Annotated in this window: 10 protein-coding genes; 5 read left to right on the forward strand and 5 right to left on the reverse strand. The window is 40.6% G+C overall.

The features are described from left to right. Positions 1–40: 40 nt before the first annotated feature. Positions 41–733, reverse strand: coding sequence for a TetR/AcrR family transcriptional regulator (locus FAM09_RS24595; protein ID WP_136579818.1), 693 nt, complete (start codon positions 731–733; stop codon positions 41–43). 205 nt (positions 734–938) lie between these two features. Here FAM09_RS24595 and FAM09_RS24600 point away from each other — a divergent pair, with 205 nt between their 5' ends. Continuing rightward, entirely contained in the window at positions 939–1,589 is a 651-nt protein-coding gene (locus FAM09_RS24600; RefSeq protein ID WP_136579819.1) for a carbonic anhydrase family protein, read from the forward strand. A 109-nt stretch (positions 1,590–1,698) separates the two neighbouring features. On the opposite strand, the gene FAM09_RS24605 is transcribed toward FAM09_RS24600, so the two are convergent. Next, entirely contained in the window at positions 1,699–3,855 is a 2,157-nt protein-coding gene (locus FAM09_RS24605) for a glycoside hydrolase family 44 protein (protein WP_136579820.1), read from the reverse strand. Between the two features lie 666 nt (positions 3,856–4,521). Between FAM09_RS24605 and FAM09_RS24610 the strand changes: the two genes are divergently transcribed. The 4 genes from FAM09_RS24610 (at position 4,522) to FAM09_RS24625 (ending at position 11,825) form a co-directional block, all read left to right on the forward strand. Continuing rightward, positions 4,522–4,947, forward strand: coding sequence for a hypothetical protein (locus tag FAM09_RS24610; protein ID WP_136579821.1), 426 nt, complete (start codon positions 4,522–4,524; stop codon positions 4,945–4,947). Positions 4,948–4,986: 39 nt separating this feature from the next. After that, on the forward strand, positions 4,987–8,814 hold the full coding sequence (locus FAM09_RS24615; RefSeq protein ID WP_136579822.1) for a PA14 domain-containing protein: 3,828 nt from the start codon (positions 4,987–4,989) through the stop codon (positions 8,812–8,814). Positions 8,815–9,472: 658 nt separating this feature from the next. Further along, positions 9,473–10,804: a hypothetical protein gene (locus FAM09_RS24620; protein WP_136579823.1), complete on the forward strand. Its 1,332-nt coding sequence runs from the start codon at positions 9,473–9,475 to the stop codon at positions 10,802–10,804. 271 nt (positions 10,805–11,075) lie between these two features. Next, complete coding sequence (locus FAM09_RS24625) at positions 11,076–11,825, forward strand: hypothetical protein (protein ID WP_136579824.1); 750 nt, start codon at positions 11,076–11,078, stop codon at positions 11,823–11,825. A gap of 91 nt (positions 11,826–11,916) precedes the next feature. Here FAM09_RS24625 and FAM09_RS24630 read toward each other — a convergent pair whose 3' ends face one another. From FAM09_RS24630 to FAM09_RS24640, 3 genes are read right to left on the reverse strand one after another with little or no spacing between them, the layout of a single operon-like run. Next, positions 11,917–12,465, reverse strand: coding sequence for a hypothetical protein (locus tag FAM09_RS24630; protein ID WP_136579825.1), 549 nt, complete (start codon positions 12,463–12,465; stop codon positions 11,917–11,919). After that, positions 12,462–13,175, reverse strand: a complete 714-nt coding sequence (locus tag FAM09_RS24635) for a hypothetical protein (RefSeq protein WP_136579826.1) — start codon at positions 13,173–13,175, stop codon at positions 12,462–12,464. Before FAM09_RS24635 ends, FAM09_RS24630 begins: the two co-directional genes overlap by 4 nt. Before the next feature lie 18 nt (positions 13,176–13,193). After that, positions 13,194–13,775 (reverse strand): hypothetical protein, encoded by a 582-nt coding sequence (locus FAM09_RS24640; RefSeq protein ID WP_166437261.1) that lies wholly within the window; start codon positions 13,773–13,775, stop codon positions 13,194–13,196. Positions 13,776–13,800: the final 25 nt, after the last annotated feature.

The following is a 13,800-nucleotide window of genomic DNA, read 5'->3' on the forward strand; positions in this document are numbered from 1 at the left end:
CAGCAGATATGATAAAGAGGCTGAGTAGTGCCGAAAAATTTTAACGGCTTGCTTTCCGGTTTTTTGTAAGGCAATTCAACGCAAGATCTTCCAGAAAGGAAACCACCCGCTCCTCATCCTTTGCAGGGCCAAAGTCAGTTAACGACGGAAGATTATACATAAAAAAAACCTGAAAATGGGCCATCTCAATAATAGTGCTTGATAGCGATCGTGGATACTCGTATTTGGGGTTGCATTCCAGGATTATATCGGCAATTTTGGCGCAAAGGTCCTTATAGGGTTTAAACAGGTGATCTTTGTTGTCTTTCGACACTTTTTTAGTAAGATATGCTTTTGAACCTTCTGCAATGATTATCTGATGCAAAATGTTTTCTTCAACGTGACTTGTACGTATATCATCCTCTACATTCGCCGCTAAAAGCCTGATGACCCTTTTTAATTTAGTGATAGGGTCGCTAATATTGTTTGTATGTACCGTTACCCGGTATTCAAGCCAACTCCAATACCAGGCTACAATGTAAATCAGCAGCCGATGCTTGTTTTCAAAATACCGGTAAATACCGGCTTCAGTAGTGCCAATGTCTTCGGCCAGTTTTTTAAAAGTGAATGATTCAAACCCGGTTTCATGTATAAGGCGAATGCTATGTGAAATGATTTTCTTGCCCAATTCCGATTGTTCAGGGTCCCGCAAAAAGAGCTTTTCATTCATTTTAATCTGCAAATGCAATTCCATATAAACTTTTTTGAACTATGCTTCAAATATAAAATGCAGGGACTTAGCAACTTTACAATCTTACAAGCAAAATTAATATAAGTTTTACAATTTTTTGTGATAGTATTACTATTGTGTGAGATAACTACACTATCTTCGTCACCCAAATAAGGAATATTATTGCCGGGGCAGAAGCCATATATTTTAAACCAGTCAAAAACAAAGCATGAAAACATTAACTAAAGAAATGCAGGCCGCCATTACTCCAACTATGGCGCTGGGACTGTTAAAAGAGGGGAATAAAAGGTTTACGAACAACCTGAAAATAAACCGTAACCTGCTGCAACAGGCAAATGAAACATCTAATGGGCAGCATCCATTTGCAGTAATTCTGAGCTGCATAGATTCACGTACATCGGCAGAGTTGATCTTCGACCAGGGGCTGGGCGATGTTTTCAGTGTTCGCATTGCCGGTAATATTGTCAATGAAGATATTTTGGGAAGTATGGAATTTGGATGCAAAGTGGCCGGTTCAAAAATAATTGTGGTATTGGGGCATACTAAATGCGGTGCAGTGAAAGGCGCATGCGACCATGTGGAAATGGGTAATTTGACTGCGTTGTTAAGTAAACTGCAACCTGCCGTGTTTGATGAAAAAACGGTGCAAGAAAATCGCAATTCATCCAATAGTGATTTTGTGGAAAAAGTGGCCAGCATTAATGTAAAAAGAACAGTTCATGCGATCATTGAACGCAGTCCCATTTTGAAAGAAATGATTGAGCAGGGACAGATCGGAATTGTAGGTGGTATGCATAACATTAGCAACGGTGAAGTCACTTTTTATGAAGATACACTTTTGCTTAACAATCCTCAGTAATGAGCAGGCTCGCACCATAACATACCTGTTTATTTAATCTTTGTATGATAGGTACAATAAAACAAGGCCTCGACTAATCGAGACCTTTTATTTTTTTATACCGGCCCGTTTATTTATGTTTAATAAAGCTTACAACTTCGCTGCCTGCATGAATATAATACTGCCCAATAGCAAGTCCACTGATATCTATTGCAGTTGATAAAGTGTTACCAGATGATTGCAATGTTATCGTTTTCACCATGCGTCCCATTCCGTCAATCATTTTAAGCGATATTGCGCCTGCCGGCATATGCAGCTGAACAGTTACCACGTCTTTAGCCGGGTTTGGGAAAATGGCAATAGAAGCATTTTTATCGTAGCGGATCGATAAGATTTTACTATAGGAATAACCGCCGTTCTGGTTATTCATTTTAAGTCTGTAATGATTCATAGAGGGCAGCGGTTGTGCATCGATGTATGCGTATTGGCCATTGGCGCTTCCACCAATCACTGTTCCGATTTTAGTAAAGGACGAGCCATCCGCGCTTCTTTCCACATCAAAAGAAGTAACTTTCATTTCGTTGGCGGTTGTAAAATTCAGCAACACTTTATTATCGCCCTTCGATGCGGTGAAAGAGAGCAAGTTTTGAGGAAGCGCAACGCCAGTGCCGGTGATTAGCAGGGAAGTGATCGACAAAGGGGCCAGTGTAACCTGCAAGCTATTGTTCTGCGGCGAAATACTTGCAGTTTGCAGTGCATTGTTGCTATGCGATACAAATGTTTCTGAACCCACCGGTAAGTTACTTAGCGTGAGCGTGGTTACAGCCTGGTTGGCAAGAAGAAAATCGGGAAAGTTTATCACAACAGTCTTTGACTGATTTAGTGATCTGTTAACCAATGCTATTGTTACAGAATCATTATTGTTATTAACTGTTGTGTAGGCAGATACATTCAGTTCGTCACTGGAAGTAGCCTGTACACTATTGCTTTTGTTATACCGGCTAAACAGGTGCAGCGTTTCCCACATGCCTATATCCCAGTTCCAGGGAGAGAAGTATTCTACACCATGGTTCATGAACTCGCCCATCATTGATGCATGCCAAATGGCCACCGCATTCGGATCATTTTGAAGTTGTGTATGCGTTTCAGATACAGCGAAAGTAACCCCGTGGCCGGGTCCCATATATTGGTTCAGCCACTTCTGGCATCTGCCAAAAATATTTTCTATTTGTATGGAATTATCCCATCCGCCATTGACCACTTTCACGCCGTTGGCCTCGGGGTAAATATAAGTGCTGTCAAAAAACACCCGGTGATATTGAACAACATTCGAAGGCGAAGCGCTCGAAGGATAGAAATGGAGATCGATGACATCTAACAACCTGATTCCTGAACTTTGTTGTTCTTCTGCCACCCGTTTAATAAAATACTGCACCCAGGGGTACTGTTTACCGTCGGAGCCCGTAACCGGGGCTGCGCCCCAATTGTACCATTGCCATTCATTCGGGCTCACTGGCCCGGTTAACTTAATGCCGGGAAAAAGCGCCCTAGCTTTTTTGGCCACTGCAAAATAAAGTTGCATGAATGATTCTGCGCTGGGTTGTACGGGCATCACATCGTCGTGCGTGCCCGACCAGATCTCCGGTTCATTATCCATATTCCAGTACCTGATCTTGGTAGAGTCCAGGCCCAGACCTCCAGTGCCGAACCAATGGTTCAAAATATCAGTGGTAGAATCGTGATTCCAGGTCTGCAGGTATTGGCTGGGATCTCCATTCACCAGGGCCTGGCTGCCGCCGGCGGTATTAACAACGCCGCCTCCTGCAAGATTTTGATTTACGCCCGACCACCATTGTGAGTTATTATAAGCCCAATCATTGAAATTGTTGGCATTGGTACGGGCGGCCTGGCCAATGAGTTGAAAACCCCACATGCCCTGGGCGGCAGGAATTTGCTGGTGAAGGGTTTGTGCGGCATAATCCCAATTGGAAGTGTATACATTATTATACCAGTCGGGGTGACTACTGATATTAAGCCGCCAGTTATGTTTAGTGAGGTTATTGCCTCCATTTTCGCGGAAGAAATTAAGGCCTGCATCTTTATACAGTTGCCAGGTATTTGCTGGAACCGGATTGCCGATAAAGTCTGTAATAGAATTATTGCGGCCATAGATGTAAGGAGAAACCGTCTTTCTGTTATTAAATATTTTCACGCTAACCTGCACGTTCTGAGCAGTGAGTGATATATACAGGCAAAGGAACAAATTTGTTAAGAAGAACTGTTTCATAGAGTTGGTAATAGGTTACAAATAAGCATAAGGGAAGGAGATTGGAAATGTGATAGTAACAAGTAAAGTGCCAAAATAGGAACAAGGTGCTGTAGGCGAATTTGTGTAGAAGCAGAGAGGGTGTTATAAAAGATTGCGGCTCTGGTTTCTATGGCAGGGAGGTGAAGATCACTGGCAGTTATCGTGTAACATTTGTTATCATTCAAAGAAACATTTGGGACGAGACCTTGCATCGGCCTACCACCGGAATTACATGGTATAATTCAAATTCTATGCACTTCCTATGCACTTCCTATGCAATTACCAGGCGGGCTTGTGAGCATCTGCGATACGCTCAACTACCACTACCAGTATACTAATCTATCACTCCATATGAAGAACAAAAAAAGCTGTTTACCCGTAAGTGGGTGTTTACCGACCCGGTTTTTGCGAATTTGCCCCAAAACTTGATTTGTAAATTTTCATATATATATATATATATATAACCTTATCAAATAAGTACCTGTTATTATATAACGGCATCTCCAATTAATACTAAACGGTGCGCCAGGAAAAACGCTCACATTTGCGCCCGCTTCTTAAAGATCCCAACGCCCCTGAATGCAGTGGTGTTGGGGGGATTGATGCTGAAATATATTTCAATTAAACCCAATGATACCACGATTTATGAAAACCATTTTCATTACGATGTGCATGGTAAGCAGTTGCCTGGCGCTGCATGCCCAGCAAAAAACAAACATTCAAAAACTGAACTATCACAAAAATCCATATTGGATACAAATGATAGCTGATCCTTCGGTTAATTATTTTGAGGCGGTTAAAGCCTTTGGAGAATTTTGGAAAAAGCGGAAAGTTCCTGCAGAAAACGATTTCATCGTTGACGGAAAACCTCCGCAGGAAAAGAAATGGACAGCGTTACGAAAGTTGTTGCACCATAAAGAATACAACGACGAAAAAACTGCCGAACAATACAGTTTCGAGTACAAAAGGTTTAAGCACTGGCAGATCATGGTGCAACCATTTGTGCAGCCAGATGGCCGCATCCTGTCGGCGGAGGAGCAACTCGAGATTTGGAAACACCAACGGCAATAATTCATTTCACCATTTTTTTCTTCATATACCCTTGAACTCATGAAAAAATATATTTTTTTTCAGCTGATATTTTTCTTTTTTATGCTCACCCAATCTGTTGCCCAGATCGCAGGCAACTGGAAGCCAATAGGTCCAATTCTTTTTCCAGCCAATGTCAGTGGACAAATAAACGGCATTGGCAGAGTGAGCCAGATAAAATTTCATCCACACGGCGATTCAAGCAAATTGTATGCAGTATCTGCTTCGGGCGGACTATGGACCAGCAATGATGGCGCTAAATCATGGCAACGAACAGGTACTGATAGTTTACCCCGCATGTCATGTGCTTCGGTTTGCATCGATTATACGAATAACCAGGTCATTTATCTTGGAACCGGTGATGCCAACTACTATGGTGGCGGATACGGTGTCTGGAAGAGTACCGATGCAGGAAAGACCTGGAATTTTTCCAATAGCGGCATGGGTAACAGGTTAGTGGTTGAAATTTTAATGCACTCTTCCAATAACAAAGAACTGATCGCGGCAACAGATAACGGCATATATAAATCCTATGACGCAGGGGCCACCTGGATTGCAAAAAAAAACGGAGGTGCGTTTACAAATATGATCTTTAAACCTTCACCTTTCCCGTCAACGATCTATGCTGCTACGTTTGATCAATTTTTTCGCTCTACCGATATGGGCGAAACCTGGTCTCCGGTTGCCCTTCCCGGTTCCGGTATTACGGGAGGGGGAAGACTGGCTGTTTCCAGAGCTAATCCCGACATTGTTTATGTAAGTTTTGTAGGTGACTATAAGGCTTCTGCATCTGCTCCGGTACTTCGTTCAACAAACAGTGGTCAATCGTTTACTATCATGAAGCCGGCTGGCTTACCCAATTTAAACGGGTATCGCCCTGACGAAGGTGGACAGGGTAATTATAACTACAGCATGACAGCCGACCCTTATGATGCCAATATTGTTTATATAACAGGGCATGTGGTGTGGAAATCGGTTAATGGGGGAGTAAACTGGACGCAGCTAACAAGCTGGTGGGAAAATGTGCACACCGATATGCATGATGTCAAAATTTCTCCTTATAACAGCTCTAAATTGTTTAATGTGAATGATGGCGGCGTATGGCTTAGTACAGATGGTGGTAATAACTGGACTCCTAAAAGTAATGGACTGGAAGCTACCGAATGTTACCATGCAGGCCAAAGCCGGCTGCGTAAGGATATGGCTTACATTGGTACCCAGGACAATGGAGAATTATATTTTAGCAACAACGCATGGGTTACCAATCGGGGTGGAGACGTGGGTTCAAAAATAGTGCTGAGTTATCAGGATGAAGCAATGGCTTACTATCTGGACGATGGCACCAGGAGACGCCTGAATTATTTCGCAAACAGTTGGGCAGAACCAGATTTCGGCAACAAAGAAACCGCGGGTGTGAACATGGAGCTGGAGTTTACGCCGCTTCAAAAAAATGTAGCTTTCTTTTCTAAAAAAGAGGTCTGGAGAACAGATAATCTGTCATCAACCAGTCCTGGATGGAAACAACTCACTAATATAAAAACACCGGTAAAGGCCCTGGCGGTGTCACCGGTAAGTGCCAATACGCTATACGTTGTTACCGAAAATGGGAACGTCTTAAGAAGCGACAATGCATTAAGTGCATCCCCTTCCTTCGTAACGCTTTCAGCACCGGCAGCAACAAATGTGAGCGCCAGTATAACGGGTATTAAGACCAACCAGAATGTTGTGTATATAACATGTGGAAGCAGAGTATACCGGAGTGCCGATAATGGCGTGTCCTGGACGAATATATCAGATGGCCTGCCAAACGTGAATATTATTAAAATACATCATGATATATATAGCAATGATGAGTCGGTGTATGTAGGAATGGCAACCGGTGTATACTATAAGAATAATAGCATGAGTAAATGGCAAAATTATTCAAAAGGGCTGCCTACCATTGCTTCTATTAATGAATTTATGATTTTCAATGATAGTACAACGAACAGTGTTCTTAGAGTAGCATTTTGGGGAAGAGGCGTTTGGGAAACCCCATTGAGCAGCCACCCCGCTGTTTCCTGTGCAGGCACCGGTAGCATTTTACGGGAGCAATGGGATAATATTAATGGAATTGCAGTGTCGGCCATTCCTGTAACAACGTCTCCGTCATCTACAGGTTTGCTTACAAAATTCGAAGCTGTTCCCGACATAGCAGAGTCCTATGGCAGCCGTATAAGAGGATATATATGCGCGCCGCTTACCGGTAACTATACTTTCTGGATTGCCAGTGATGATGAATCGGAGTTGTGGTTAAGTACCAATGATAATCCAGCCAATAAAGTTAAACTGGCCTATGTAACGTCATATGTTCATCCCCGTGATTGGGAGGCACAGGCAACGCAAAAGTCAGTACCTGTTTTTCTGGTAGCCGGTCAAAAATATTATATCGAAGCTTTGCAAAAGGATGGCGGTGGTCCCGATCACTTAGCCGTTGGATGGCAACTGCCAACCGGTGATATGGAAAGGCCTATACCGGGAAACCGGCTCATACCGATACAGCCGATTGTGTCCTGTGCAGGCGCCGGTACTATTTTACGTGAACAATGGGATAATATTAACGGAAATGCAGTGTCGGCCATTCCTGTAACAACGCCTCCGTCAACTACAGGTTTGATTACTCAATTCGAAGCTGCGCCCGACATTGCAGAGGCCTATGGCAGCCGTGTAAGAGGATATATATGCCCGCCTTATACCGGTAACTATACATTCTGGATTGCCAGTGATGACGAATCGGAGTTGTGGCTAAGTACCAATGATAATCCTGCGAATAAAGTTAAACTGGCCTATCTAATGTCATATGTTGATCCCCGTAACTGGGAGGCACAGGCAACGCAAAGATCGGTACCTGTTTTTCTGGTAGCCGGTCAAAAATATTATATCGAAGCTTTGCAAAAGGATGGCGGGGGTGGCGACCACTTAGCCGTTGGATGGCAGTTGCCAACCGGTGATCTGGAAAGACCCATACCCGGAAACCGGCTGTTGCCTGTGGAGACCCCGTTGATTACGTGTACAGGCGCCGGTACTATTTTACGGGAGCAATGGGATAATATTGGCGGAATTGCAGTGTCGGCCATTCCTGTAACAACGTCTCCGTCATCTACAGGTTTGCTTACACAATTCGAAGCTGTTCCCGACATAGCAGAGTCCTATGGTAGCCGTATAAGAGGATATATATGCGCGCCGCTTACCGGTAACTATACTTTCTGGATCGCCAGTGATGATGAATCGGAGTTGTGGTTAAGTACCAATGATAATCCTGCGAATAAAGTTAAACTGGCCTATGTGACGTCATATGTTCATCCCCGTGATTGGGAGGCACAGGCAACGCAAAAGTCAGTACCTGTTTTTCTGGTAGCCGGTCAAAAATATTATATCGAAGCTTTGCAAAAGGATGGCGGTGGTCCCGATCACTTAGCCGTTGGATGGCAACTGCCAACCGGTGGTATGGAAAGGCCCATACCCGGAAACCGGCTCCTGCCTTTTGCTGCAACACCGGCCAATCAGTCTGCTGCCGGCACTTCCGCAGCCCTTACTGAAGCTGTGTTTAAAAATTTTCCCAATCCATTTAGCCAAACAACGACAATTGAGTTCAACCTTACAAAAAAAGAAAGGGTATCTCTTGTCTTGTATGATATTCAGGGAAATAAAGTTGCAGACATTTATCATGGTAACCTGGGTGCTGGAAAACATACTATTCCGTTTAATGCACAGCGATTGACACCTGGCAACTATATATGCAGGCTCATAACTAAAGAAAGATCAGCAACGATTAAGATGATCAGGCTGTCAATGCCGAAAAGAAAATAACATCATCCTCCGGCTTCTCCCTACCTGTTGGGAGGAGACGGGCGCACAAAAAAAGTGGCTGACCAAAAAGGTCAGAACCTTAAAATGAAAAATATATAGCTCGCCCTGGCGGGCTATATATTTTTAAAGATGTAGCGTCGTTGAATTCTTGGGGGATTTAGGAATTTGTTGTTTTGCGCCTAATATGATATGCTTAAAAATCTGCCTGGGTATTACTATTCTAACGCCACCTTGCAAGGCAAACGTTTAATCATCGGTTCGATCTTTCTGGCAAATTAATTTTTGAAAAAAATTATTATCGAACCACAGGTGTCGGGAATTTGAATTGATCCCCGCCTCCACGCCGCCCTGGCGCACAACTACAATAATATCAAAGAAAAAGGGCTGCTCTTGTTAGAGCAACCCAGTGCATTTTCTTCGAATGTAGAAGCTTGTACCGGGTATGGGAGGGAATTGGAACACCTAAATACATTTATTGATTTCGTTAAATTTGTTGAATGACAGTTGTTTGTTGGTTATCAAAGCTTTGTCGATCATCAAGTGCATTCCAGTATGTAATTTATAGAACTAGCCATGTTAATAGAAGGTTTATAATTAGGCTTTTGTAGCAAAGGTTATTGGCCTTAATTTTAATAAAGGGCATATGTGATTAAAAATTATGGAAAAGTACAATACTGAAATGCTTAAAGCAGAAATAATAAACATGCCGAAGCATGAAAAAATTCTGGCCATTAATCAAGCTTTAAATAATTACTTTTTGACTCAACAAGGTCTGGGTCTACAAAATTCCATGGATTATGAAGATGATTTTGAAATAAAAGCCAAAAGGTTAATCGAAGATATTCATGTAGATACCATGTTTAAATATGAAAGAGACTGGAATTGGTATTTTAATGCTGACAATATTCCTAATCAAAAATCTGTTTTTGCCACAAAAGATTTCCTAGAAAAGTATAGAAGTAAGGATTTAGAACCTTTAGATTTTTTCAATATTCTATTCCGTCAAATTGACGAGTTAAAAGGACATCTAGATAAACCTATAGACTTCATTAATCATTTGCGGGCATTACCAATAAGTGAAATACAGAAACATACACTTTGGGGAATGATTTTGTATTGGCATGGTGGCTATCCTGTCGAGAACCTGAATCCAAAATATGATACTATTTTAAAGCTTATTGAAAGGGATTTCCATTCCTCGCTCGCAAACGCCAAAACTCCTGAAAAGGATTTTTGTGCGACATCTAGTGAACAAATAAAGGTGTTAAAGGATGCCGAAGCAAACGTCCACGCTGCATTGAAAAGGCAATTTCAAATTACAGAGAGCCGATATTTAAACAAAGTCGATATTGATTTTGAGGATTTACCGAAATATGTGGTACAACATGGTATAGTTAGGATGTTTGAAGGGGAGCATTTTCGAAAGGATGCAGATTATATGGAATGGCAAAACAAACTGATAACCTTTCTCAATACCATTTCTGATCAGTATGTTCTTAAGTCACTTCAAAAGGGAGTCGAATATGCCCAAAAGGTTTATTATTATCATCTGCAGAACGAATGCAGAGATAGAAATAATTGTGCTTTAAATGAGACTTGGGAAAGAAGAATTGCACTTGCAGAGCAACTTATTGAGAAATTAGTTCCCAAAGTTGCCGTTGAGGATATGAATAGGGAGGAAACTGGTGGAAAGAATAAAGATTTTACAACTGCAAGACAGGTTCTTGCTTTACATTACTTGCTTAAGCAATTAGGGATAAACATCGTGGACAATCCTTCCTCTATAGCAAAATTTATACAATTTCTTACAGGGAGAGAAGTAAATGCAAATCGTATTCAAGATACGACGATATATAAAAAGGTTGTCAAGCCATTTAATTTAAATGATAAAACTCTTAAAAGAGACCTGGAGTTTATAATCCCCTTCTTCAAGGAAATAGGTTTAATGGCAGCGGTAAAAGATATCGAAGACGAGATTGCAAAGTGTTAAGTGGGTTACCCACTAACTTGCCCACCAGCTGACTTTCATCGCAAATTTGTGGAAACAAATGACTTGTACAATGCGTAAGCGAGAAAACAAAGAGGTGAAAATTAAGTTTTTAGGAATATTTTCTATAGAGTGTAAATGCTTGACATTTAATGAGATAATACTATTAATCTTCTTTATTACAACAATAACAGTAATAGTTGTGACATTATTTCGCGTATTTTCTATTCATTTCATTTAAAAGCACGAATGCTCGATATTAAATACTTAATGTATGCGGGACGAGTTTTCTAATAAAGTTAAAGAGATACTTGCTAGGAGGGTTGCTTATAGGTGTTCTAATCCTGGTTGCTTAAAAGTAACCAGTGGGCCCCATCCTCAACATGGCAGTGCAATTAATATTGGGGTAGCAGCTCATATTGAAGCTGCGTCTACCGGAGGTAAGCGTTTTAACTCTCAACAATCCAATGAACAGAGGTCGTGTATAGAAAATGGGATATGGTTATGTCAAAATTGCGCAAAGCTTATTGATAGTGATGACTTAACCTACACTGTTAACGTTCTCAAAGGATGGAAAACTCATACCGAAACTCTTATTTTGGAATTAGTCACTAATCATGGCCAGGATCCGCGTTTTTCAATAAATGAATTAATAGAGCGTAGGGTTGCTGAAAGTAAGGCGTTTCATAAGCCAAACTTAGCTTTACACGGGAGACCAATATATTCAAGAGAACTGATTCTTGCAAGATTTCGAAATACTGGTTATAAAGCTGTAAAAATTTTCGTTGTGGCGTCTATTTATGACTTTTCGCTTGATAATTTGATTATCGATAAACAAAGCGTTTTAGACACTGATGAAGTTGTAACGATTACTTTGGTTGCAAAAATTTCATTGTTAAATATAGTAAGGTGCATGATTAATTTATCGTATGAGGATGTTGATGGTAGAAGATATCAGCAGCATTTTACTTTTAGCCCGGAATATGCAGAAATTACCCCGCCGGAAATGTTGGGAAATATTTAAAAAAGGATTTTGTTTAGCTGTATGAGGAATTGAATGAAATTTTTGACTTGCCTGTACAGGCAATATTGAGGGATAAACTTCAGCTTTATATTCAGTCTTCCGGTAAGCGGTGATATATTGTGTTGTCAAGTCTTTGTCTAAGTTCTTGTACTTTTTTCTCAACAATTGAAAAATCTATTTTACAATGACATGAGGCATGGTTGGATTTGCAATAGTCCGATAGCTTTAACCTTATTTCTTCATCATCAGAATAAACAATTGATGCGTGTGAGTATATATTGGGGCTGCCAATGGGAGCAGGATTGCCGATATACCGGGGCGAATGACTAACGTCACTTATTCCCTCAACTGCTCTTAAATACAAAACTGGAATTGAAAAAACGAAAAAATTTGCAGGATCCTTAAACTCTGTTTTATTTGCTTTATAGCTTAATCCAATTATATTATAAACTCCTTCAGGGTCAATATGTTGATTCCAATATACTGAAAGGCCGTCAGGATCGGGTTTAAAATGGCTTGGCTTGGGATATCTTTCCGGATGGTCACGTTCTTTTGGGTGCAGGTCTTGAATGTGAACCTGTCTATAAACGTTATGCTCGTCCAAAATTGGTAATGGAGTTAGGAATTGTTTTTCAGTCATACTAGATATTTCATCCAAGCTGCAAAAAAGTCAAAAAAAGTATCTACTGCTATATTGCCTTTAAAAGGCATTTTACCATCATAGAAGTCTCCATAATAGTATGCAACATACTCGTTATTTTCTTGCCTGATATTTACAAGCATCCTAGCATTATCAGTATGCCAATTTAAATCAATGGAACCATCAGGGCACGGGTCTATTTCTGGGGTTTGTATGTAAATGTTCGTTTCTTCCAAACGATTAACATATCGCAGTAAAAAGGTTGCTGCTGCTTGAAATGTAGATGGTTCGATTCGCTTAGCGTTTGCTTCATCCCAGCCCTCTGAAAGTGTTAGCATTTTTTTGGCTTGCGAAAGCGCCTTTTCAATATCAGACTCTTTTTCTTGTGAGTAGATTATCTGGATGTCCTCATTTTCTAAGGGCGGATATTTATAAGAAGGAAAACCTATTGCAAAAGATGATTTTCTTGCTGCACGCCGCATTTGACGTGCAATTGCATGAACGCTATTTTTTACTGGGTAAATATTGGAATGGGATCCTTTAACTTGATAATACTCGCAACTTGGAACTACATGTTTGACTCCCTTTTGAAATTTTGGTTGCACACTCAAAGAAATTACATCCATACCTGATAGGCATTTAAATTCATCTTTGTGACTATCAGGAACTTCGTCATGATAATAACTCAATTTTTTGTCAGAAGTTATCATGGCTTGAATGTTTGTTACTTATTCAGTAATAGTAATAAACGAAATTTGGTCTTTATAATTATCCCGTATCAAATTTTCTTTATCGATAGCTCTTTCAATTTGTTCCTTTAATTTCTTTAAATCGGAAAGGCTTAGGCCAAAGAAGTAGTCCACGGATTCATCATTTTCTTCAGTTGTTAATTTTAGTTGATGAGTAACAAGACCATACCGGCCTTTATCCGACAAATTTTCATTGAATAAAGGTCTTATATCTGTTACAATCCTTGCGTCTCGATAAACACTTTCTCGCTCAGAAGCCAATGAGAAGGCTTTAAATGTCATTTGAAGTTTAAGGACGGATTTTAATAGAAAGACGAGATTACCATACAAACGGTCCTTTTCTTCATCTTTTAAAATATCTCCTTTTTGAGCTATAAATGATTCTTTAATAGCCTCAGCTAATTCCTCGTCTGTATATTTTTCTCCTCGATATCCTCTGAAGCTCCCAAGACTATAAAGAGTTATGTATAAGTCGCGACTAAACTTCTTGTTTGATTTAAAAGCTTCTTCAAACTCGTTTCCAAACGATTGAGGACCAGTTCCCACTGTAACATTCCCCAAAAAATCTGACAACGATTTTGTCTCC

The organism is Niastella caeni (assembly GCF_004834005.1).
Lineage (GTDB): Bacteria > Bacteroidota > Bacteroidia > Chitinophagales > Chitinophagaceae > Niastella > Niastella caeni.